The following is a 21,692-nucleotide window of genomic DNA, read 5'->3' on the forward strand; positions in this document are numbered from 1 at the left end:
CCGGGGGAGGACCCAAAAATTCTGGCCCCCGCCCCGGCCCGCCCGGCGCTGTCATGCTTGACCGCCATCGCTGGGCGGCACTTCGCACACGCCCAGCCGCTTGGCAGCCCAACGTTCGTACAACCCGATGGCAACATCGGCGCCGGCCATCGCAGTCAGGCAGCCAAAAGCGCCCGCCGTCCAGACCGACACGCCGGCGCCTATCAACAGCATCATTGCCGCCATACCGCAGACGATACAGGCACCGGACCGCAGCGCGAGACGCCGCACTAGGGCCCAACCTCGCGCGCCTTCCTTGTCTGCTCGCCACATCTCCCCGGAAACTCCGCCCACTAGGGAAAGAACGATCACCAACCAGATCGGCATCTCTGCCAGCGCTTGTTGCTCATTAGTCATGTAGTGCCCCAGAGGAGTGAGCGCGGACCGGCGCCTAAAAAGAAAACCCCGCACTAGGCGGGGCTGAAAAATCGGCTTACTTAGGCCGAGTAATAAGTGAAACCGAACACCTACTTATAAACCTCAGCAATAATCTTCAAAGCTTTTTGGTTGATTAGCTCTTGAGTTAAGGAGCCAAGGTCTACCGAACCAGCGCCTCCTGCCGAACCTCCCTTTCCCGGAGACATAGTGCTTGAGTAGAACTGTATCTTTCCGGCGGATTTGTCGAGCGCCAAGGTCAAATGCGGATATTCGCTATCACGCCCATTAAGGGCTTTCTCATCGAATAGAAAGCGTATACCGACCCTTGCGTCCCGCGTGCTTCCGTTACCTGGCCCACCTTCTTCAGTTTCAAATACCTTGCTTGCATGACCCCTGCCACTTAATTTTTGGGCGAGTCCCTCAAGAGTCGGACGGATTAAAGTCTCCTTCAAAGCGTTGAACTCCTGAAGGGTTGCATCCTGCTTTATTTCCGTTTCTTGCTGTCTACGCGCAGCCGCAGCTTGTTTTTCAGCTAGCGCATTAAAAATCTCATCAAGCTTGCCATCTACGTCATCAGTCATTCCCAACTCCTCAATCCGTTGCGTTGAGCCTTTAAACCAGCTACTTCTAAATAATTGGGACTGTCGCAGCCTTTTTCAAGAACTCGGAGATCGTGCCAACCTGCTGCGAATCGGTCACTGCAAACTATGCCGACTGCTGACAGGTCCTCAAATAAAAGCCCCGCCGAAGCGAGGCCAGGTGACCGGGTGAGGGAACCCGGGTGAAGCGTGCACAGCACGTGCGAGGTCAGCGCCAAGGCGCAAATTGCATATCGTGGAGACTTTTTACCCCTGTCCGGAAAAACCGAAAAGAGGTCATTTTCGGTGCTTCAACTTACCGTCAACTCGACGCCGACTCGCCGCCAACCTGACGCAAAGCGTCCCGACGAACGGTTAGCAGGTTTGCCGCCGCCTCACCATTGAAACGCGGGTCAGATCCGTTTTAGCTTGCCCGCTGCGGCGTGTGATACCGCGTGTCGTAGCGCTTCGCACCGTGAGAATGAGCTGCACCTGCTGATGAAGACAATGAACCCAGTTACGGTAGGTCCGATCAGCATCCTCAGACAGTCCCAGCAATGCCAACTGAGCACGAACAGTCAGCGGTCTTTCCGGCAGGTACCGGTTATAGGCCAGCTTTGCCAATTGGGCACCCTTCGCTGATTGACGCTCAAGTTGAGCAAGCGCTGCTGCGACTTCGGAAGCAACGTGATCCATACCAGCACCACTGCCAGGCAAACGAGGCCCCGGCGTGCCACGGGGAGCGCTGCCACCCCACTCCATGATCGTCGCCATTGGACTGCCCAGCCCGCCGCCATCACCAAGTTGGCAGATCTGGCGCCCCCAATGCTTCATCAGCTCTTCAATTTCTTGAATCATCGCCGCACACCCGACTCGACGCGACCTTCATCAGCTCGCTGCTGCGCCCTCTGAGCCAATGGCTGCAACTGTCGGAGCGCTTCCAGGTAATCGGGCAGACTATCCTCGATCAAAATCAGGTCAACACCGTCATCCGATGTACTGACAACAAACACCCATTGGATTGCGGGCATCCAGCTTTGGATTTTCTGCTGGCCGGACTCAAAGGCTAGCCGGCGATAAGTCTCGTAAACCTCTGGAACTTCATCATGCAGGACGAACCGAAACCCACCGAACAGCTCCCCAAAACTATTCCAATGAACGATTCGTGCTTTGAGGAGCTCTTCAATACCATCGGCCACCTTGGAAAAAAGCCCTTGCTTAATTGTGTAAATCGCCATTTGTTCGATTCCTGCTGAGTTTTTACTGTCGGTTTTTTTGTCGGAATACTGTCGGAACACTTTTAATCAATAAAAACAGTTATTTAGGTATAGATTCCGACAATCCGACAGGTATTTAGGGAGTTTCTCGCCTGTGTATACGTGCACATGAGCAAACCTAAAAAGCTTGTCGGAATGTCGGAACCCCAATATCCATTGGGCGAAACCCGTGTTTTAGCCATGTCGGAATGTTGTCGGATTGTCGGAATCAGAACTCCCCCGGCATAGGCAATGAACGCCTGTCGAAAGCCGTGGCAAACTTCCGGCACTCCAACGCAGCCTTGCCTGCCCACTCGCGGCCCAAGGTCTGTTTCTCCGCAAGGAACGCGGGTGTCACATAGATCCGAGTTGTCTTGAAGTCATCACTCTGGGTCGGATAGCGGATATCAGGCCGAGCTTGCTTCAGATCTCGCACTGCCTCTTGGGTGAAGTCTCGCTGTCGTCGCTTGAACTCATTGGCACCGTCGCACCACTTACAGAACGCCCGCCATAGATCATCTTGGGTCACGGCAGCCGTCACTGGGAACTCCGTCTCTCCAGCCAGCCAGCGCCTTACGAAGTATCGCGGCGCTGGTAGGCTGCCATCGATCAGCCCTTGCTTCTCTTCGTTCAAGGGAGGCTTGGTGTGCGGGTTGAAACCAGACAGGTCCAGATTCATCAAGTAGTGATAAAACGCCTCAATGCCGCCGTTATCGATCTCATGCACCAAGGCGCTGAAATAATCCGGTGGAGGTACTCGATCAACATAAAGCACCAGGTAGCGTCGATCCCCCTCATCCAGTGCCAACGGCACCGTCGAGTTGGACAGGAACACGAAGTTGAGGTGGTTGCGCTCCTCCCTAACCGGCATGTTCTTCTCATTGATCTGCAACGTCTCGCCCGTCACAAGGTGCTTGAGCACACCCTTGTAGTGACGCATCTCCTCGCGACTCACAACCTCCTCGGCAAGGGCAAACAGCTTGCGACTCTGCCAACCGGTGAACTGGCTTTCCAACTGTGCCTGACCGATGGTGGTGCCATAGTCGCCATAAATGCGGCGCAAGACTTTTTCCCATAACAAGCTCTTACCTGGACCCTCTGCACCGAACATCACCACTGCGGTCGCCATTTTTGTCCCTGGATGCTGGAGCGGATAAGCAATCCACTTCAACAGGAATAGGTATTCGTCAGCCCGGTTGTTGCAGAGCAGCCCCAAGTGCTTGCGAATCAGCAAACACCCATCCGCCCCCCGAGGATCGGGTTTTGCGTGAAAGCCGTCGTAAAGGTTCAACATGAGCGGCCCGCATTGCTCGGTCGGATCGAATACGACATCTTGAGCCATGCGCCGATGCTCGCTTTCCTGCCACCACTTGTAGCGGGTCCGCCCAACGGCCTCACGGATAGCCGACAGTTTGATCATCCGCGAGCGTGCGCAATCCCACGCCACGTCCATTCCATAGATCACTACGAAGTCACGAAGCAGCTCCTGCTCGCTGATGCGGAATCCTCCCCCCTCCCCGAGGGTGTGAGTAAGCGCTTTTTCACCTGGTCCTTCGCACTCAGAAGAAGGGGCGCGGGGAAGAAGGTCGGGGGACGTTTCGTTAATATCACTAGAGTGATCGGGAGGTTGTGCGGATGCTCCGGGCTTCAAGGACCCCAGCAGTTGTTCACGTACTGCGTCCAAACCAGACTTGCAGTGCAGGTCGTTCCAGTCGATTGCCATTTATGCCTGCTCCAACGAAATCGGAAAGGCCGCAAAGCCGCCATTGGCCGAGGCAGCTGCTTCGGCCTTGGTCCTACCTGGGTTACCTTTCGCATCCGGATCATCATCACCGGCCACCAGCAAACGAGCATCGGGGAACTGGCCACGAAGCGCTCGAGCAACAGCAGGTAAGTTGCCCGAGTCGACAGCCATCGCCACGGGCCAGGCCAAAGCCATGTGCACACTGGCAGACGTGGCGTATCCCTCGGCAAGCGCTATGTCTAGCGGGTCATCGACTGGGCCAAGAACGTGGAAGCATCCAGACTTACGTCCGTACTTGGGAAACAGCTTGGTGCCCTGCGCATTGATCGCCTGCAAGCTCCAGAGCTTTCCTGAGGCATCTCGCAACGGCACAGCAACTGTGCCCGGCTTGAACACAAGAAAGCTCAGTGAGTCAGGCCGAGGCTTGGGCAAGCTGTCGAAGAACTGCATAGTGTTGCTGCCCGACCAGATCTGGCAGCGCTTGTTGTGATCGTCAATCGATAGAATTACGGTGGTCTTGAAGAAGCCAATACCGAACGCACCGACCTGTTTTCGATCCAGGTAAGGGCTATGGCCTTCCGACTGGCAATGCTCAATCCAGATTTTCTGGCAGCAGTCAGCGACGAGAGCCCGCATTTCCTCGAGCAAAGCCTCATCAGCTTCAACCTCGGCCTGGCGCTGTTTACGCCGAAACTCAGCTTCAGCCGCGAATACCCGCTTTTCCTCGGCAGTCATCTCGGTCTTATCCGGCCGCCAGCCGGCATTGAGCGCCATCTTTATGACCGTCCCCATACCGGTACCGGCCTTCTTGAATGACTTCCACACCGACAATGCTGTTTTACCGTCGTAGGTCTTGCTGCTTTGGCTCCAGATGTTCCAGGGCCCGTAGCCTTCCTGGCCAAACTCGGACTTCAAACCCATTCCGACTTCGACCCAGGTATCACGCTGATCAGGTGAAATGTACTGAAGCAAAGCTGGGAGATCGAAGAGCTGCAACGGGATCTTATCGCCGCTCATCGCCGAGCCTCCCGCAACCCCTGGCAACTGACGCAGGTCTGGCAACCCTCAATCGTCTGTTGGCGAAGCAACGGGATAGGATCGTCGCAGTCCATGCAGAACTCCGCACTGGCGACGCCCGTCGCTGGGCGCTGGCAACGCTCAAGTGCCACCTGAAGCAAGTAGTCGGCCTGGTCGTTTGCGGTATCTACGGTATCAACCATGTTGGCGGGCCTCCATCGCTTCGCGGGCGCCCGCCATGATCCCCAGCACTGCGCGAATCACGTCGTTGCCGTGCTTCTCCAGGCATTCGACTTCGTGCGGCTCCCAGATATTGTCGGCAGCGCCTTCGTGCATGCTGGAAACGAAAAGACCGGTCTGGTGCAGCACCTTGCTCACCGCCAGCAACGCAGCCTTAGTCGGTGCCGCCGCTTCTGGCTTGTACCAGACCATGCCAGCGGGACGCATAAGCGCATCCAGCAGCATTGGATTGCCCGTCAACCGGATCAACTCTTCCAATTCATCAGGATCCAGCCAGCGCTGTTCGAAGTCGTGTTTGACCTTCTTCTGCAGGCTGTCGTACTCCATCACCATGTCCAGCGCCAGTGCGGTCACGCCGCCCCGGTAGTCATGGGCAGCGCGGTAGATGGCCTTGCGAAGCGAAAGAACCGGCGCAGCGGCCGGTGATTGATCTGTACGATTCATAACCGTAAATACCCCTTTTACGGTCTAGCCATAGAAACAGGCACGCCCTATCCTACGACCACGACCGATGTGCATGTGCTGTGTATCGTCGTAGCCGGCCTGGGGGATTCTTGTGGTGAGAGGCCCCAGCCCGGCACCCTTATCTCTAATCTTGTAGATTTATACTTTTAAGCCGCACTTCTCCTGGGCTGCATTACCCGTTCGGCATAAAACCGCTCGATGGCTTTGCCAAGCTCGTGCCTTACATCAGCCCCTTTAATGGCCCTGCTAATAGTGGGTTGAGTTGTTCCAACCTCCAGAGCAATAGCCTGTTGAGATAAACCAAGGGCTAAAAGCGCTTTCAGCATTTCTTGGATGGACATGTTGTTCACCATGCGTTTGCCTGCAACAAATCATACGCAAACGAATAGCCCCATGCAATACAATCGCTGATGCATCTAAAAATCAGGGTCCTAAAATGATTGGTAAACGAATAGCCGAGCGCATGGCCGAGCAAGGGTTTTCTGAATCTGAACTAGGTCGCCGGGCTGGAGTACCACAACCGACCGTCCATAGGATCATCACCGGGGAATCCCTGAGCCCACGGCAGCTAAATATTGAAAAGATTGCCAAGCGCTTGGAGTGAGTGCGAATTGGCTGTGGACAGGAAAAAAGGATCTACCATTCCCCCCCAAAAAACCCATTGAAGAACCACTCCTTACAGCACCAGAGCCCGCAAATACTGGTTCAAACCCTAAGCGCCGTAGGGCTCGAGCTGACACGACAAAGCTTGAAATTAAGGTAGTTAGGAACTCTGAATCCAGTAGTACTTTCACTTCTCTTGAACCCGAGAAACTACTCAAGAGCGCAGTCCAAGAACTCCTAAACGACTACATCAAGGAGATATATCAGGAAGAGCCGATGCTTATCGAGGCCCTGAAAACCTATCGGATTGCTGAACTGAAGCTTCTGTTGACTCCACCCCTCCCCGAGTAACGCACAATCCGCCGGAAGGATGTGCCCTACACCAGCATCTCTATACGAACCGCTTAAAACGCATAATTTATTCGATAACGTATAGACAACACAAAAACGTATGTATAACCTCGCTCGTACTCCTCTCACCACGAGTACGAAGCATGCACACGCCCACACAGCACAGCCCCAACCGCTGCCCGGTGTACCTACACCCCGCGGCCTGCACCAGCCCCGCCGCTGTTGACGCCATCCAGCGCCAGACCGGCCTGCTGGTGATCATCACCCCCGGCCACCGCGCACCAACCGCAGCCGCACAGCCGACAGCCTTCGAACCCGGCCCGTTCGGGGGTGACGCAGCATGAAGCGTCTACTGATTGGCCTCGCCGGCCCTGCCCGCTCAGGCAAATCCACCGCCGCTGACCACCTGGTGCGCAACCACCTGCTGGAACACTACGCCTTCGCTGACCCGCTCCGCTCTGGGCTCATGGAGATCTTCAACCTCGACCCAGACGACTTCGAAGGAGAGCGCAAAGAGCAGCAACTGCCGTGGCTGGGCCGCTCTCCGCGTGAGCTGATGCAGTCCATGGGAACCGAGTGGGCGCGCCAAATGGTTAACCCGGACGTCTGGGTGAAGATCGCCGAGCAGAACCTCAACTACCTGCAGAACTCGCTGTCGAGCGTCGTCGGCTTTGTCATTAGCGACGTGCGCTTCGAAAACGAAGCCGAGTTCATCCGCCAGCGCGGCGGCACGATCATCCACATTTCGCGGCCCGACGCAGCGCCAGTGAATCCGCATATCAGCGAAGCCGGCATTCACGTCAAGCAGCCCGACCTTATCGTTCGCAACACCGGGGACCGAGAGCATTTGCGGTGCCTGATCGACGACTGCGTTGCGGATATCCGGCGTTGCACCCTGGACCAAACCGCTGCCTGAGGACTTGGCTATGAACCGCACCCTGGACCAGACAGCGGCAGTGCTCGGGATCAAGCCCCGAGCCTTCCGCACAAAGCTCCGCGACCTGCGCATCCTAACCAAGGATGGCGACCTTGCCAGTAACCACCGTGACGGCGGCCATCTGTTCTCAGACCCGCGCAGCGTCCAGATCGGGAAAACCACCCGCCTCAAGCACTACGCCGTGGTGATGGTCACCGAGGCCGGTGTGCATTGGCTGGCGAAGAAGCTCGACATCACCATCACGAACAAGGACGCCGCAGCATGAAACAGAATGCCATCAACTCTGCTGTAGGCGCCTTGAAACTGGTGCCCATGTACATCAACCACCCCACGGTTATCAGCCGCGCCACTCTCATCGGCGCCTCGTCGGAAGCTGTCTCTCTGCTGGAAGCCTTGCCCGCCTTATCAGTCGAACTAGCCGAAGTATTCCGCTGCGTGGATGCCGTCGTCGGGCCTGACCAGATCGCCTACGTGACTCCCGTCAAGTGCCCGGAATACCCCTACGGCGCGGTTGTGGCCGACGCCAAAGGCAACGTCCTGGCAGCGGCCAAAGGCAAGAGCAAAGAAGGTCTCGCCGAACTGATCCGTTTGAAGCTCCAGCCACTCCAGGCGGGGTGCGGGGAGGCCAGCCCATGAGTGCCACCCTCGACCAATTGCGACGCCAGTTCGCGACACCGTGCCCAACCCTGGCCGCTGTGCGGGAGCAGTACTTCCCGCACATCCATACCGACAAGTACCTGCTTGAAGAGATCAGAAAGGGCCGCATCGCGCTCAAGGTAAAACGCGTTCACCGCACGGAACGGGCGCCGCGGGTGGTTTACCTGCACGACCTGGCGGCCTTTCTCGACGCCCAGGCAAAGAAAGCAGCGGCCTGATTCAACGGTAGCCCCTGCCGATCAGGAGCGAACAACCAGTGAGACACAGCACATGAAACCAACCGATACCGCCGAATTCATCGGCGAACTCAACGCCGGAGTCTTCGCCAATCAGATCGGCCACGCACTTTCCGAGGTCGCTGCAGGCGTGGTCGATCACAGCAAGGTCGGCACGGTGACCATCACCTTCACGCTGAGCCAAATCGCGTCCAGCCACCAGGTGACCGTCAACCACAAGCTTGCCTACAAGGTGCCCACCAAACGCGGCAGCCGCAGCGAAGACACCACCCTCGACACGCCCATGCATGTCAACGAAGGCGGCCGCCTGACCCTATTCGCAGAGGCCCCAGGCCCGGGGCAGTTGTTCGACCGAAACGACGCACCGATTCACGCCAAGTCGTAACCCAAGATCCACACCTCTCACCACAGAAGGAACCGTTCAATGGAAGCTCAAGCAGTTAAGTTGATTCAGGACACAGCCCTCCTCGCCTACGCCAAACCCCTGGACACGTACACCCCAACCCTGGTGCTGCCGGCGGACCAGAAGATTCACAGCATCGAAAAGTTCCAGATTCTCCGCAGCCGCTTCCGCGGCGAGTTGGTCACCCATTCGCTGCACGACTTCGGCAACTACGTGCAACACCACACCACCGAAGCCGCAGCCGTTGGCTTCGTGGACGCGGAACAGATGCGCTGCACCGTGTACTTCAACCTGGGTGACATCAACAACCCCGGGCACGGCGACTTCACAGCAACGCTGAACCTGCGCAAGACCGCCGGGTTTGTGGCCCTGGAGCGCGCCGCCAGCTCGACGTTCCAGCAGAAAGACCTGAGTGACTGGATCGAAGACTGGGCCCCCAACCTGGTTTCCCTAGCCGCCGACGACACCCCTATCGACTTGCGCAAAGCAGCGAGCGCCATTCGCTCGATCAGCATCGAGCAGGCCCGCAAGAGTGAGCACGTCGTCGGCGACCTGAGCGCATCGCGCTCCGCCATGGATCAGATCGAGGCCAAGTCGTCCGAAGGGCTGCCCGCCGAATTCCGCTTCACCGTCGAGCCCTACGAAGGGCTCACGGCGAGAACTATCCGCCTGCGTGTGGCAGTACTGACCGGCGGCGACAAGCCACTGCTCAAGCTGCGCTGGATCGGCGAGGAACAACTGCGCGAAGACCTGGCCCAGGAATTTAAGGAAGTCGTCCAGGCCGATGTGGGCACCGCCGCAACGCTGACCATCGGCAGCTTCAAGCTGGCGTAACCACCTGCAACACCCCGCCGCCGTCCTCTCACCACGTATCCGGCGGCGGGCTCTAACGAGGATCACAGCACATGCAAACTCAACACCTGATCATCATCACAGTCGGCCTGCTCATTGGCCTGCTGCTGATGGGCTACTTCATCCGCAAAGCGGTCCTCAAAGCCTTTGCAAGACTGGAGGCCGGCCATGCCCGAGCCCAGGCGGAAGGTCGCCAGCGGATCGAGGCGCTGAACCAGGACATCATCCGGCTCAACGGAATCCGTGAAGCGCAAGGCGCCGAGCTCCAGGCATACCAGGAGAAAGCCCTGTTCCTGAGAGCCACCCCCTTCACCATGACCGACCACCAGATTGTAATGGATGTCACACAGGCGCTGCGTCTGGCTCATGAAACGTGGAAGCTAATTCAAGGAACCGAAGCCGTCCAGGTTAAAACCGCGGTACTGGTCAAGCACACGCAGGCACTGGCCTATCGGACCTTCTGCAACGTCACCGCAGCGAACGCATTGATCATCGACCCCCTCGACACCCAATTGATCGAGTGGCTGAACAGCCGCGGCGATCTTTGGGGCGACCTGGAACAAAGCACCATCGCCTTCCCGCATCAGGCGGACACCCAGGGCTACAACCACCTGCGTGACGCCCTCCGCGAAGCGTATGAGCACGACAAGCAGCGCCAAGAGCAGGAGCTGGGCGTGGGAAGTGCGGAGGATGCGGCATGACTTGCCTCAAGAAACCTCCCTTCGACTTCAAGACCCAGTACGCCCTAGGTTTCAACACGCAAGACGATGAGATCGTTGTCGACTTCTTCTGCGGTGGCGGCGGCGCCGGTACCGGCCTCGAAATGGGTCTGGGCCGGCCTGTGAACGTGGCGAAGAACCACAGCCCGCAAGCAATCAGCATGCACACAGTGAATCACCCGGCCGCCCAGCACTTCACCACCGACGTGTTCGAGGGGGACCCTGACACAGAGTGCGGCGGCAAGGCCGTGGGCTGGTTCCACATGTCACCGGACTGCACACATCACAGCCAGGCTGCCGGTGGCCAGCCGCGCAAACGCGAAATCCGAAACTTGTCGTGGATCGGTTGCAAGTGGGCAGGCAAAAAGCGGCCCCGGGTGATCAGCCTGGAGAACGTTAAGCAGATCCTGCAGTGGGGCCGCCTGATCGCCAAACGCGACAAGGCAACAGGCCGGGTGGTTACCCTAGACCGGGTCCCGCACCCAACGAAAAAAGGAAAGACCACCAATCGGGTAGCCTCACCGGGCGAATGGGTACCGGTTTCCAATCAGTTCCTGGTGCCCGACCCGAAACATCGAGGCCGCACTTGGCGCCGCTTCGTGGTCCTGCTGGAAGGCATGGGCTATGTCGTTGAGTGGAAGGTGATCAAGGCGTGCGACTTCGCCGCGCCGACAAGCCGAGAGCGCCTGTTCATGATTGCCCGGTGCGACGGCCAGCCAATCGTATGGCCGGAGCCAACCCACGCAAAGAACCCGGTCAAGGGTCAGCAGAAGTGGAAAACCGCCGCAGACTGCATCGACTTCACCGACCTGGGCAAAAGCATCTTCGGCCGCAAGAAAGACCTGGCACAGGCCACCCTGCGCCGCGTTGCAAAGGGCATGAAGAAGTTCGTCATCGACAACCCGACGCCGTTCATTGTGCCGATTGCTAATTGGTCAGGTGAGTCCGTGCAATCCGCCGGTGAGCCGTTGCGCACCATCACCTCTTACCCCAAAGGCGGCGCCTTCTCGGTGGTGAGCCCGGTGATCGCACCAGCAACCCACCAGGGCAGTGACAGGATCAATGACCCACTTGATCCACTGCCAACCGTGACGTGCGCCAATCGCGGTGAACTAACGCTGATCAGTCCCACGCTTATTCAGTCGGGGTATGGCGAGCGGCCCGGCCAAGAGCCGCGAGTGCCGGGCCTGGATCAACCCCTGGGCACCGTGGTCGCCGGCGGCGTGAAGCACGCGCTAGCAGCAGCCTGCATCGTCCAGGCAGGGCATGGTGAGGGCTCTGGCGCAAACAAGCGACGTAGCCATGGGGTGAACGACATCTGCGGGCCAGTGGGAACAATCACTGCCAGCGGCGGCGGCCAGTCCGTCAGCACCGCGGTGATGATCCAGGCCAACGGCGGGTTCAACACAACGCACGCTAAAGATATTCGTGACCCCATGACCACGGTGACCAACACAGGCAGCCAGCAGCAACTGGCGGTGGCGCACCTTGTGCACATGCGCGGCAACTGTGATGCACGGGATCTCAACGACCCATTGCACACCATCAGCGCCGGCGGGCAGCACCACGGATTGGTCAGCGCCTTCATGGAGCGTGCATTCGGCGGAAGTGTGGGCCAGCACCTGCAAGACCCGGCACCAACTATCACCGCCGGTGGCGGCGGCAAGAGCTGCCTGGTGTCGCTCACCCTGTCGCCTGAACACGAAGCCGGCGCCCTGCGCGTTGCCGCATTCTTGATCAGCTACTACGGCACCGAGAACATCAGCGCTTGCGATGCGCCGACGCCCACCATCACCACCAAGGACCGCTTGGCCATGGTCACGGTGATGGTCAAGGGGACACCCTATGTGATCGTCGACATCTGCCTGCGGATGCTCAAACCGGCCGAGCTGTACAAGGCCCAAGGCTTCCCGGCCGACTACATCATCAGTCACGGCGCCGACGGCAAACCATTCACTAAGACCCAGCAGGTCCACATGTGCGGCAACAGTGTCAGCCCACCGCCGATGGCTGCACTTGCACGCGCCAATGATCCATGGCGCCAAATCGAGCAGATCCAGGAGGCAGCATAATGGAACTCCAAAGCGAAACCTTGACCGACGACGAGCTGGCCACCATCACTGGCTACAAAACACCCTCCCATCAACGCCAATGGCTGCTCAACAACGGCTGGGTTTTCGTCCTCACAGGAGCTCAACGCCCTATCGTTGGCCGCGTATACGCCCGACTGAAACTGGCCGGCGTAAGGCCGTCAGAATCCAGTGCTGTAGCGGAAACCTGGACCCTTGATTTATCGCGTGTGAGCTAAGAAATGCGTCATAAAAAGGCATCAAACCGGGACTTGCCGCCACGCATGTTGCGGCGAACCCGGAAACTGAAGAGCGGGAAAATATGGGTTGGGTACTACTACAACGGCAAGGACGCCGAAGGCCGGAGAGTTGAAATAGCTCTTGGCGGCGATTTGAACGAGGCGAAGATCGAGTGGGCACGCCTGGACCGCAAAGCAGTACCAAAGACGGTCCATCTGATGGGCCGTTTATTTGACGATTACGAAGAAAGGATCATCCCAGGGTTGAAGCCAGGAACCCAGAAAGATTATCAAAAGGGACTGAAGCAGCTTCGCCAGGCTTTCGAGGCTGCGCCTATTGACGCAATGTCCCCGCAAGTACTCGCTCAGTATCGCGATGTCAGAACAGCAAAGGTACGGGCGAACCGGGAGCTCGCCCTACTCTCTTCCATTTTCACGTTTGCTAGAGAATGGGGGCTTACCGACAAGGCAAACCCATGCGCAGGCCTGCGCCGCAACAAAGAGACACCTCGCGACTTTTACGCCGGCGAGATTGTGTGGGATGCGGTTTACGCCCAAGCCCCGCCCGAGCTTAAGGACGCAATGGATCTTGCATATCTGACCGGCCAACGCCCGTCAGACGTCCTCAACGCCTCGACCAATGACCTCAGCAATGGATTCTTGATGGTATCCCAGGGTAAGACAGAGAAGCGTTTGCGCATCCAGCTGCATAACGGCGCTGACGCATCCGCTTTGAGTGCATTTTTAGATGACCTCATCGAGCGTAAAGCTCAGGCCGGAATCAAAACTTCAAGCCTGATCACTAATCAATCCGGAATGAGAATGAGCTATCCGATGTTACGCAACCGCTGGGACGAGGCCAGGGAGAAAGCGGCGACCAAGGCGCTGTCCGATGGAGACACTGCCCTGGCAGCAACGATCCGTCAGTTCCAATTCCGGGATATACGCCCGAAAGCAGCAAGTGAAATCGATGACATCGAACACGCAAGCCGACTGCTGGGCCACTCGACTCAGGAGATGACGAAGAAGGTTTATCGACGGGTTGGCGAGATCGTGAAGCCCACAAAATAACAGCGGGTTGCGGAAACGATTGTCAGAATTGCGGAAACGATCAGTTTTTTCAGGCAAATAAAAAACCCCGTAGATCGTTGATCTACGGGGCTTTCAAGGGTGGAGGCCGAGGTCGGAATCGAACCGGCGTAGGTGGATTTGCAATCCACTGCATAACCATTTTGCTACTCGGCCCCAAGTGTCAAATGCTGCTGTAACACAGCGCTTAACACAAACAAACTTTAACGCCACCAAGATCGCTTTGATCTCGTAACTCTTTGTTTTCTAAAGAGTTTTTGCTTTTTCCGTTTCAGGAATGGACGCAATTATGGACGCGTTTTACAGTCCTGGCAACTCCTATTCGAATTTTTTTCCAGTAACGCTGCGAGCCCCCAAGAATACGGGCGTTCGAGCGGGCCTTGGGGCCCTGTATCGGGGCCGGATGATTGCACAATCTCGGGCAGATAGCTCGCCTCGTTGACGCGCCTAGGCCGTTGCCCTCCCCCCCAGATGGTCGGCGGATTGTGCCGACTGCCTGGCACAGCCCTCCTTAATCGCTCCCCCGGCGCTTTCGGCAAGCGCTAGAATCCGGCCAGCCGCCGGATGGTTGCCGGCTTTTTCCCCGACTCGACGAGACGCGTTTGATGAGCCTGAATTTCGACACCCTGTACCCGCGCCACGGCACTGGCAGCACCAAATGGAGCCGTTACCCGGAGGATGTGCTGCCGATGTGGGTGGCCGATATGGACTTCGCCGTGGCTGAGGAGATTATCCAGGCTCTGCGTCAGCGTCTGGAGCATCCGTTGCTCGGCTACAGCGTGCCCCAGGACGAACTGCGGGAAGCCATCGTCGCCGACCTGTGGCACAAGTACGCCTGGCGCGTGCAGGCCGATGAGTTGGTGTTTCTGCCGGGGGTGGAGCCGGGCTTCAACATGGCCCTGCACGGTTTTGTCCAGCCAGGGCAAACGGTGGTGGTGCAGACCCCGAATTACCGGCCGCTGCGCATGGCCCCGGACAACTGGCAGTTGCCCAAGACCGAATTGGCTTTCGAGGTCGACGCCGAGGGCACCTACCACACCCCCATCGAGAAACTGCGCCACGCCTTGCAAGGGGCTGGCGCCCTGCTCCTGAGCAACCCGCACAACCCCCTGGGCAAGGTCTTCCCCCGCGATGAACTGCTGGCGGTGGCGCAAGCCTGCCTGGACCAGGGGGCGCTGATCATCTCTGACGAGATTCACGCCGAGCTGTGCTTCGACGGTCGCCGGCATATTCCCACCGCGTCCCTCAGCCCGGAGATTGCCCGCCGCACCATCACCCTGATGTCGGCGACCAAGGCCTACAACATCGCCGGGATGAAAACCTGCTTTGCGGTGATCCAGGACCCGGCCACCCGCCTGCGCTTCAATAACGCTCGGGCGGGGATGGTCGACAGCGTCAGCCCCCTGGGCCTGGAAGCGACCCTCGCCGCGATCACCCTGGGCGGGCCGTGGCAGGCGGCGCTGATGGAGTACCTGCAAGGCAACCGTGATTACCTGGTGCAGGCGGTGGCGACTCGGCTGCCGGGCATCCGTATGCACGCGCCCCAGGGCACCTACCTGGCCTGGCTGGATTGCAGCGCGTTGGGGCTGGCCGACCCCCACGACTTTTTCCTCAAGCAGGCCAAGGTAGGGCTTAGCGCGGGCCTTGAGTTTGGCGATGACTGCGGGCAGTTCGTGCGTTTGAATTTCGGTTGCCCGCGGGCGCTGCTCGAAGAAGGCATCCAGCGCCTGCAGGACAGCCTGAGCAAACGCTGAACGCAAGGCGCGCCGCCGTTCCAGGCGGCGCGCCCTGGCCTTAGAACCCCACCGTGGCCGAGACCAGCCAGGTGCGCGGGGTCGACAGGGTCAGGCCGGCAGCGCTGTCGGCCGAAGTCGCAGCCGATGCCCAGTAGGTGGTATTGAGCACGTTTTCCACGCTGGCACGCAGGGTGATGTCGGTCTCATCCAGCTTGAAGGCGTAGCGCGCACCGAGGTCGTAGCGTTCCCAGTTGTCGATTTTCTGCTGGTTGGCCGCGTCCAGGTACTGGGCACCGGTGTGAATGGCCCGGGCGGTCAAGGTCAGGCCTTGCAGGCTGTCGATGTCCCACTCCGCCCCCAGGTTGGCATTGAGCACCGGCGAACCGGTGCCACGGTTGCCATCAAACTGGCCGTTGGCCGTTTTGGTCTGCTCGCTGTCCAGCACCATGACCCCGCCCAGCAGGCGCACCCCGGGGGTCGGCTCGCCGAACAGGTTCAGTTCCAGGCCCTGGTTACGCAACTCGCCATCGGGCTTGAAGGTGTTGTTGGTGGTGACGTAGGACGGTTGTTCGATACGAAACAGGCTCGCGCTGATGGCAAAACTGCCCAGGTCGTACTTGGTGCCCACTTCCACTTGCTTGGTCTGGGTCGGCGGGAAGATCTCGCCCGCGTTGGTCAGCGTCGAACTGCTGGTGGGCGCCGTCTGCCCTTCGCTCAAGCCTTCCATGTAGTTGCTGTACAGCGACCACTGGTCCGTGACCTTGACCACCAGCCCCACGGCCGGTGACAACGCCTGCTCGTCATAGGCCGGCTCGTCACGCACGTCGTCGCTCCAGGAGGTCACCGCCACCCGTTGCAGGCGCGCGCCGAGGGTCAGCAATACCCGGTCCTCGGCAAAGCTCAGGGTGTCGGCCAGGGCCAGGCTGGTGAAGCGGTTTTCCGTGTGGGTGTTGGTATCGATGCGGTTAGGCGTCCCTGGGTAAGGCAGGACCACCGGGTCATAGAGATTGCTAGTGCCCCGCAGGTAGCGCTCGCCGGCGTTGTCGAAGTCCATGTTGAAGCGGTTCAGGCTGAGGTTCAGCTCGTGGCCCACCGGCCCGGTGTGAAACCAGCTGCGCAGACCGACCGTGGCGGTCTTGACGTCTTCGTCGCGACGGAAGGTCCGCGGCGTCACCGTGAAGTTGCCCTGGGCGTCCACCGCCGCCACCGTGTGCCGCAGGAAGTCATAGTTGCCTTTGCGCGCACCGGCGGCGGCATACACCATCAACGAATCGCTGAGGTCGTACTCGCCGCGCACCGCGCCGAAGCTGTCCTTGGAATGGGAGTACGTCCAGGGCTGGGCGAAGTTGTGGCGAATGTCCTCGGCCTTGGGCATCTGGGTCACCCCAGAGGCCATCTCCACCCGCTCGATCGGCGCGTCGGCATGACGCTCCTGGCGCCCCACGTCCAGGGACAGGCGCAAGCGTTCATCACGCAGATCCAGGCCAAGCACCGACAGCTCGCGCTTGACCTCCTGGTGATCCCACTCGGTGTCGCCCGACTGGCGCACGCCGTTGAAGCGCACGCCAAAACGCTGGTTGTCGCCAAAGCGCCGGCCAATGTCCACCGCGCCACCAAACTGCCCAGCGGAAGCATAACTGCCGGTGAATTCGGTCAGGGGTTTGTCACCGGCGCGCTTGGGCTCCAGGTTGATCCCGCCGCCGACGCTGCCACGGGGGGCCAACCCACCCAGCAAGGCACCCGGCCCTTTGAGGATGTCCACCCGCTCGACCATTTCCATGTCGATGGCATAGGTGGGCAGCAGCCCATACAAACCGCCGTAGGACACGTCACTGTTGAACAGGCTGAAACCGCGAATGGAGAACTGCTCGAAACGCCCACCGGCCGGGTTAGTGGTGCGCACCGACGGGTCGCTGGCCACCAGGTCGCCCAAGGTCCGGGCCTGCTGGTTCTTCACCGTGGTGCTGGTGTAGGAGGTCAGGTTGAACGGCGTGTCCATAAAGTCATGCTCGCCCAGCAGCCCCTGGGCACCGCGCCGGGCGACCTGACCGCCAGCGTAAGCGGTGTCTGCCTGAGTGGTGGTGGCCCCCACCACCGAGGTCGCCGGCAACTGGTAGGCCGCGCCCTGCTCCGGCTGCGGGATCAGCATGTAAGCCTGCTCACCCACCGCCTGCAATTGCAGGCCCGAGCCCTGCAGCAACCGGGCAAAACCTTCCTCCACCGCAAACTCGCCGGACAGCCCGGCACTGTTGCGACCGTTCACCAGCGCCGGGTCCACCGACAGGCTGACCCCGGCCAAGCCGGCGAAACGGGTCAGGGCTGCGCTCAAGCTGCCAGCCGGCACTTGGTAGCTGCGCCGCGGCGCTTCCTCGGCCCAACTGCTGGCCATGAATAACGGACTGGTCCCCAGGCTCAGCATCAGGCTCAGCTGCAACAAGGGGCGTAAACGACTAGGACGAACTGCGGGCATGGGAAGAAGCTCTCGTTTTTCGGTTCACTGACCTGGAATGACCAGCGACTTGAAAAAAAGGGACAGCCTTCAACCGATATTTTTTTTCGGCACCAGGGTGATCCAGAATCGGGTGCGCGCTTGCACCTCCAGCGGCAGGCTGGCCGCCAGCAGGTTCAACACCCGATCGGTGTCATCCAGGCGGAAACTGCCAGTCACCCGCAGCGCTTCCAGCTCCGGCGCCCAACGCAACACGCCGGGGCGATAACGCCCCAACTCTTGAAGAAATTCGGCCAACGGCTGGTTCTGGGCCAGCAACACCCCTTCACGCCAACCCGGCTGCTGGCTGTCGAACGGCTGCACCGCCCCGGCTCCAGCGGCCCGCAAGCGCACCTGGCGCCCGGCTTCCAGCGGCCAGGCCGGCCCCTGCAGCGGCTGCACCTGCACCACGCCGCTGACCACTGCCACCTGACAGTCATCGGCATCCAGGCGCAGGCAGACTTCAGCCTGACTGATGCTCAGGCGCCCATAACGCGAGTCGAGGAACAACGGCGTGGTGCCCGGCACCTTGAGGGCCATCTCTCCACGGATCAGGGTCAGGCGCCGGGCTGCCAGGTCCACGTCCACCGCACTGGCGGTGTTCAATTGCAGGCTGCTGCCATCGACCAGGGGCAATTGCCGACGCTCGCCGGTGCCGGTGTGCAAATCGGCACGCCAGGCTTCCAGGGGCATTTGCCGAGCCAGCAACCAGGTCCCCGGCACCAGCGCCGACACCACCAAGGCCCGTTTGAGCAATTGCCGACGCTGCGGGTCAGGGCGGTCGAGGCTGGCCAGCGCCAGGTCCGAGGGCAACTGGGCAAAGCGCTGGCGCAACAACTGGGCTTTCTGCCAGGCCTGCTCGTGGCTGCTGCTGCCCTCGCGCCACTGTTGCAGTCGGGCCAGGTCTGCAGCGTCAGCCTCGCCGGATTCCACCAACGTCAGCCACTGGGCGGCGGCCCGCGCCACTTCCCGGGCCTGGGCCGACGGCGCCGTAGCGCTCACAGTTCCACCAACAGGCAGTGTTCATAGGCCTGGGCCATGTAGCGTTTGACTGTGCGCTCCGAGACCTGCAAACGCTCGGCAATCTGCTGGTAACCCAAACCTTCCAGCTGGCTCCAGAGAAACGCCCGACGCACGGGTCGGGGCAAGCCATCGAGCACTTCATCCAGGGCTTGCAGCGTTTCCAGCAGCAACCAGCGCTGTTCGGGGGACGGCACACTGGCCTCGGGCAAGCGGGCCAGGGCTTCGAGGTAAGCCTGTTCGAGGCTGCGACGGCTGTAGAAGGTGCTGAGCAAGCGCTTGCCCACCGTCAGCAAATAGGCCCGGGGTTCGCGCAGGTCGGTCAGTTGCTGAGAGCTGGCCAGCACCCGCAGGAAGGTGTCCTGGCTCAAGTCCGCCGCATCCCAGGCGTTGCCCATGCGCCGCCGCAGCCAGCACTCCAGCCAGCCACGATGATCGCGATAGAGGGCGTGCAGGGATTGCTCCGGCGGCGTCACGGCGTCATTCATGGCATGGGCTCGGGGGGAAGAAATAATTCAAATGAGACTCATTCTATTTAATGTCGTTGGCGACACCAAGGCTTTTCCGCGCAGGCCCACCCTTCATTTATGCGCGTCACTCGCTCGGCGGGCCTGTGCCCTCCCCCCTGAAGCCGGCCGCCGCTGCCCATGGCCCCACCCGGGCCGAGGCGAAATAGGCGCGCCATGCTGCCGGCTGACCAGCGTTCAAAACCTTCGACGGCAATCGCCCTTACCGAAGGTCCAGTTGCGCCGAACCTTGGGGTAACATGGCCGCCCACCTGTTCTGGAAGCTGTCTGGATGAGTAAGCCCGGTCAAACGGTTCTGGTCGCACTGCGCAAGATGATCGCCTCGGGCGAACTGGCGGCGGGCGAGCGCCTGATGGAGATCCCCACCGCGGAACTGTTCGGCGTGTCACGGATGCCGGTGCGCATGGCCTTTCGCACCCTGGAACAGGAAGGCTTGCTGGTGCGGTTTGGCGGGCGTGGGTTCCAGGTGCGCTCGGTCAGCGCCGATGACATTGCCGGCGCCGTGGAAGTGCGCGGCGTGTTGGAAGGCCTGGCGGCGCGGCAGACCGCCGAGCGCGGTTTGTCCAGCGAAGGCCGGGCGATCCTCGAACGTTGCCTGATCCAGGGCGATGCCCTGTTCGACAAGGGCTACGTGACCGAAGAAGACCTGGAGGCCTACCACGACCTCAATATGCGTTTTCACCAGGTGATCGTCGACGGCAGCCATAACCCAGCCATCGCCGACGCCCTGGCCCGCAACGATCACCTGCCCTTTGCCTCGGTCACCGCCCTGGCCGTGGACCGCGAAGACATGGCCCGGGAATACCGGCGCTTCAACTATGCCCACATGCAGCATCACTCGGTGTTCGATGCCCTGGTCAACCGCCAGGGTGCCCGCGCCGAAGCCATCATGCGCGAGCACGCCAACGCCACCTTGCGCTACGCCGAAATCTTCGGCTCGGCCCTGGCCAATGAGCGCATGAAGGTCATCCTGCCCTCGGAATAACCCGAGCCCCTCAGGCCAGCCCGGGCTTCAGATATCCAGCACCAGCATCGGGGTTTTCGAACGTGAGCAGCAGGGCGTGAACTGGTCGTTGGCGGCCTGTTCGTCCTCGGTCAGGAACAGGTCACGATGCTCCGGCACGCCCTCCAGCACCCGAGTCAGGCAGGTGCCGCAAATCCCCTGCTCACAGGACATCGGCACCTCGATACCGTGGCTTTGCAAAACCTGGATCACACTGCGATCGGCCGGCACTTCAAACACCTGGCCACTGCTGCCGAGCTTGACCGAAAAACTGCCGTCGTCGCGAGTATCCACGGGCGCAGCGGCGAAGTATTCCCGGTGCAGGTTGGCGTCCTTCCAGCCCTGGGCCTGGGCACTGTCCAACACGTGCTGCATAAAGCCCCCGGGGCCGCAGACGTACAGGTGCAGGTCCTCCCCAGGCTCGGCCAGCACCCGGGCGGTATCCAGTGCGGTCTGCGGCAGCTCATCGAAATGCAGGAACACCCGATCGGCAAATGGCGACTGGCGTAGGCGCTGGACAAAGGCCGCCCGTGCTTCGCTGCGGGCACAGTAATGCAGCTCGAAATCCGCACCGCTGTGGGCCAGGCGCTCGGCCATGCAGAGGATCGGCGTAATGCCGATGCCACCGGCAAACAGCAGGCTACGCCGGGCCTCGTGGGCCAGGGGAAACAGGTTGCGCGGTTCGCTGATGTGCAAGCGGTCACCCGGCTTGATCAACTCATGCATGGCCTGGGAGCCGCCCCGCGACGCCGGGTCCTTGAGCACGCCAATCAGGTAGCGATGGCGCTCTTCAGGGTGGTTGCACAGGGAATATTGGCGGACCAGGCCACCGGGCAGGTGCACGTCGATATGGGCCCCGGCGCTGAAAGCGGGCAAGGGGCGCTCATCGACACGGGCCAGCTCGTAGCTGCAAATGTCCTGGGCTTCGTGATGGCGGGCGAGCACCGTTACTTCGATCATGGTCGGTCCTTTGAGTGTTGCCGCCTGGGGCGGTCACTTCTGCTTGTGGGGGTAAAAATCGCGCACGGCAAAGGCTTGCCGGACGA

At 60.2% G+C, this 21,692-nt stretch carries 28 protein-coding genes and 1 tRNA gene; 15 read left to right on the plus strand and 14 right to left on the minus strand.

The window, feature by feature from the left end:
* Positions 1 to 51: 51 nt before the first annotated feature.
* The 9 genes from M1B34_RS16725 to M1B34_RS16765 all read right to left on the minus strand — a co-directional run bounded on the left by M1B34_RS16725 (position 52) and on the right by M1B34_RS16765 (position 6,058).
* Positions 52 to 396, minus strand: a complete 345-nt coding sequence (locus M1B34_RS16725; RefSeq protein WP_268265671.1) for a phage holin family protein — start codon at positions 394 to 396, stop codon at positions 52 to 54.
* Between the two features lie 110 nt (positions 397 to 506).
* A complete protein-coding gene (locus M1B34_RS16730) occupies positions 507 to 998 on the minus strand; it encodes a hypothetical protein (RefSeq protein WP_268265672.1) in 492 nt (163 codons plus the stop codon).
* 372 nt (positions 999 to 1,370) lie between these two features.
* Positions 1,371 to 1,853 carry a hypothetical protein gene (locus tag M1B34_RS16735; protein WP_268265673.1) on the minus strand — a complete coding sequence of 161 codons (483 nt, stop codon included), beginning with the start codon at positions 1,851 to 1,853 and terminating at the stop codon, positions 1,371 to 1,373.
* A complete protein-coding gene (locus M1B34_RS16740; protein ID WP_268265674.1) occupies positions 1,850 to 2,233 on the minus strand; it encodes a hypothetical protein in 384 nt (127 codons plus the stop codon). The genes M1B34_RS16735 and M1B34_RS16740 overlap by 4 nt, the downstream gene beginning before the upstream one ends.
* A gap of 247 nt (positions 2,234 to 2,480) precedes the next feature.
* The gene (locus tag M1B34_RS16745) at positions 2,481 to 3,974 is read right to left on the minus strand and encodes a primase-helicase family protein (RefSeq protein ID WP_268265675.1); all 1,494 of its coding nucleotides are present in this window, start codon (positions 3,972 to 3,974) and stop codon (positions 2,481 to 2,483) included.
* Positions 3,975 to 5,012 carry a PriCT-2 domain-containing protein gene (locus M1B34_RS16750; protein ID WP_268265676.1) on the minus strand — a complete coding sequence of 346 codons (1,038 nt, stop codon included), beginning with the start codon at positions 5,010 to 5,012 and terminating at the stop codon, positions 3,975 to 3,977. It lies immediately after the preceding gene.
* Positions 5,009 to 5,215, minus strand: a complete 207-nt coding sequence (locus M1B34_RS34325) for a TraR/DksA C4-type zinc finger protein (protein ID WP_268265677.1) — start codon at positions 5,213 to 5,215, stop codon at positions 5,009 to 5,011. Before M1B34_RS34325 ends, M1B34_RS16750 begins: the two co-directional genes overlap by 4 nt.
* The gene (locus tag M1B34_RS16760; RefSeq protein ID WP_268265678.1) at positions 5,208 to 5,696 is read right to left on the minus strand and encodes a phage regulatory CII family protein; all 489 of its coding nucleotides are present in this window, start codon (positions 5,694 to 5,696) and stop codon (positions 5,208 to 5,210) included. Before M1B34_RS16760 ends, M1B34_RS34325 begins: the two co-directional genes overlap by 8 nt.
* A gap of 167 nt (positions 5,697 to 5,863) precedes the next feature.
* On the minus strand, positions 5,864 to 6,058 hold the full coding sequence (locus M1B34_RS16765; RefSeq protein WP_268265679.1) for a helix-turn-helix domain-containing protein: 195 nt from the start codon (positions 6,056 to 6,058) through the stop codon (positions 5,864 to 5,866).
* A 122-nt stretch (positions 6,059 to 6,180) separates the two neighbouring features.
* On the opposite strand from M1B34_RS16765, the gene M1B34_RS16770 reads away from it, so the two are divergent.
* The 13 genes from M1B34_RS16770 to M1B34_RS16830 all read left to right on the plus strand — a co-directional run bounded on the left by M1B34_RS16770 (position 6,181) and on the right by M1B34_RS16830 (position 13,854).
* Positions 6,181 to 6,321 (plus strand): helix-turn-helix domain-containing protein, encoded by a 141-nt coding sequence (locus M1B34_RS16770; protein ID WP_268265724.1) that lies wholly within the window; start codon positions 6,181 to 6,183, stop codon positions 6,319 to 6,321.
* A complete protein-coding gene (locus tag M1B34_RS16775) occupies positions 6,318 to 6,671 on the plus strand; it encodes a hypothetical protein (protein ID WP_268265680.1) in 354 nt (117 codons plus the stop codon). The genes M1B34_RS16770 and M1B34_RS16775 overlap by 4 nt, the downstream gene beginning before the upstream one ends.
* A 143-nt stretch (positions 6,672 to 6,814) precedes the next feature.
* On the plus strand, positions 6,815 to 7,015 hold the full coding sequence (locus tag M1B34_RS16780) for a hypothetical protein (protein WP_268265681.1): 201 nt from the start codon (positions 6,815 to 6,817) through the stop codon (positions 7,013 to 7,015).
* Positions 7,012 to 7,587, plus strand: coding sequence for a deoxynucleotide monophosphate kinase family protein (locus M1B34_RS16785; protein ID WP_268265682.1), 576 nt, complete (start codon positions 7,012 to 7,014; stop codon positions 7,585 to 7,587). Before M1B34_RS16780 ends, M1B34_RS16785 begins: the two co-directional genes overlap by 4 nt.
* Before the next feature lie 10 nt (positions 7,588 to 7,597).
* Entirely contained in the window at positions 7,598 to 7,873 is a 276-nt protein-coding gene (locus M1B34_RS16790; protein WP_268265683.1) for a hypothetical protein, read from the plus strand.
* Entirely contained in the window at positions 7,870 to 8,244 is a 375-nt protein-coding gene (locus M1B34_RS16795) for a hypothetical protein (RefSeq protein ID WP_268265684.1), read from the plus strand. Before M1B34_RS16790 ends, M1B34_RS16795 begins: the two co-directional genes overlap by 4 nt.
* Complete coding sequence (locus M1B34_RS16800) at positions 8,241 to 8,483, plus strand: pyocin activator PrtN family protein (protein WP_268265685.1); 243 nt, start codon at positions 8,241 to 8,243, stop codon at positions 8,481 to 8,483. The genes M1B34_RS16795 and M1B34_RS16800 overlap by 4 nt, the downstream gene beginning before the upstream one ends.
* Positions 8,484 to 8,535: 52 nt before the next feature.
* Entirely contained in the window at positions 8,536 to 8,886 is a 351-nt protein-coding gene (locus M1B34_RS16805) for a hypothetical protein (RefSeq protein ID WP_258718218.1), read from the plus strand.
* Between the two features lie 39 nt (positions 8,887 to 8,925).
* Complete coding sequence (locus M1B34_RS16810) at positions 8,926 to 9,738, plus strand: DUF2303 family protein (protein WP_268265686.1); 813 nt, start codon at positions 8,926 to 8,928, stop codon at positions 9,736 to 9,738.
* A 71-nt stretch (positions 9,739 to 9,809) separates the two neighbouring features.
* The gene (locus M1B34_RS16815; RefSeq protein ID WP_268265687.1) at positions 9,810 to 10,457 is read left to right on the plus strand and encodes a hypothetical protein; all 648 of its coding nucleotides are present in this window, start codon (positions 9,810 to 9,812) and stop codon (positions 10,455 to 10,457) included.
* Positions 10,454 to 12,547: a DNA cytosine methyltransferase gene (locus M1B34_RS16820; protein WP_268265688.1), complete on the plus strand. Its 2,094-nt coding sequence runs from the start codon at positions 10,454 to 10,456 to the stop codon at positions 12,545 to 12,547. Before M1B34_RS16815 ends, M1B34_RS16820 begins: the two co-directional genes overlap by 4 nt.
* On the plus strand, positions 12,547 to 12,783 hold the full coding sequence (locus M1B34_RS16825) for a DUF4224 domain-containing protein (RefSeq protein ID WP_268265689.1): 237 nt from the start codon (positions 12,547 to 12,549) through the stop codon (positions 12,781 to 12,783). The genes M1B34_RS16820 and M1B34_RS16825 overlap by 1 nt, the downstream gene beginning before the upstream one ends.
* Positions 12,784 to 12,786: 3 nt before the next feature.
* A complete protein-coding gene (locus M1B34_RS16830) occupies positions 12,787 to 13,854 on the plus strand; it encodes a tyrosine-type recombinase/integrase (RefSeq protein WP_268265690.1) in 1,068 nt (355 codons plus the stop codon).
* Positions 13,855 to 13,954: 100 nt separating this feature from the next.
* Here the strand turns inward: M1B34_RS16830 and M1B34_RS16835 are convergent.
* A tRNA-Cys gene (locus M1B34_RS16835) sits at positions 13,955 to 14,028 on the minus strand.
* Positions 14,029 to 14,477: 449 nt separating this feature from the next.
* On the opposite strand from M1B34_RS16835, the gene M1B34_RS16840 reads away from it, so the two are divergent.
* Positions 14,478 to 15,626 carry a MalY/PatB family protein gene (locus tag M1B34_RS16840; protein ID WP_268265691.1) on the plus strand — a complete coding sequence of 383 codons (1,149 nt, stop codon included), beginning with the start codon at positions 14,478 to 14,480 and terminating at the stop codon, positions 15,624 to 15,626.
* Between the two features lie 40 nt (positions 15,627 to 15,666).
* Here the strand turns inward: M1B34_RS16840 and M1B34_RS16845 are convergent, their stop codons facing one another.
* The 3 genes from M1B34_RS16845 to M1B34_RS16855 form a co-directional block, all read right to left on the minus strand.
* A complete protein-coding gene (locus tag M1B34_RS16845) occupies positions 15,667 to 18,078 on the minus strand; it encodes a TonB-dependent receptor (RefSeq protein WP_268265692.1) in 2,412 nt (803 codons plus the stop codon).
* A 69-nt stretch (positions 18,079 to 18,147) separates the two neighbouring features.
* A complete protein-coding gene (locus tag M1B34_RS16850; protein ID WP_123333568.1) occupies positions 18,148 to 19,098 on the minus strand; it encodes a FecR domain-containing protein in 951 nt (316 codons plus the stop codon).
* Positions 19,095 to 19,604: a sigma-70 family RNA polymerase sigma factor gene (locus M1B34_RS16855; RefSeq protein ID WP_268265693.1), complete on the minus strand. Its 510-nt coding sequence runs from the start codon at positions 19,602 to 19,604 to the stop codon at positions 19,095 to 19,097. The genes M1B34_RS16850 and M1B34_RS16855 overlap by 4 nt, the downstream gene beginning before the upstream one ends.
* A 310-nt stretch (positions 19,605 to 19,914) precedes the next feature.
* Between M1B34_RS16855 and M1B34_RS16860 the strand changes: the two genes are divergently transcribed.
* Positions 19,915 to 20,628 (plus strand): GntR family transcriptional regulator, encoded by a 714-nt coding sequence (locus M1B34_RS16860; protein WP_268265694.1) that lies wholly within the window; start codon positions 19,915 to 19,917, stop codon positions 20,626 to 20,628.
* 27 nt (positions 20,629 to 20,655) lie between these two features.
* Here M1B34_RS16860 and M1B34_RS16865 read toward each other — a convergent pair whose 3' ends face one another.
* A complete protein-coding gene (locus M1B34_RS16865) occupies positions 20,656 to 21,606 on the minus strand; it encodes a PDR/VanB family oxidoreductase (protein WP_268265695.1) in 951 nt (316 codons plus the stop codon).
* Between the last annotated feature and the right edge of the window lie 86 nt (positions 21,607 to 21,692).

Origin of the sequence: Pseudomonas morbosilactucae (assembly GCF_023241715.1) — a bacterium.
Lineage (GTDB): Bacteria > Pseudomonadota > Gammaproteobacteria > Pseudomonadales > Pseudomonadaceae > Aquipseudomonas > Aquipseudomonas morbosilactucae.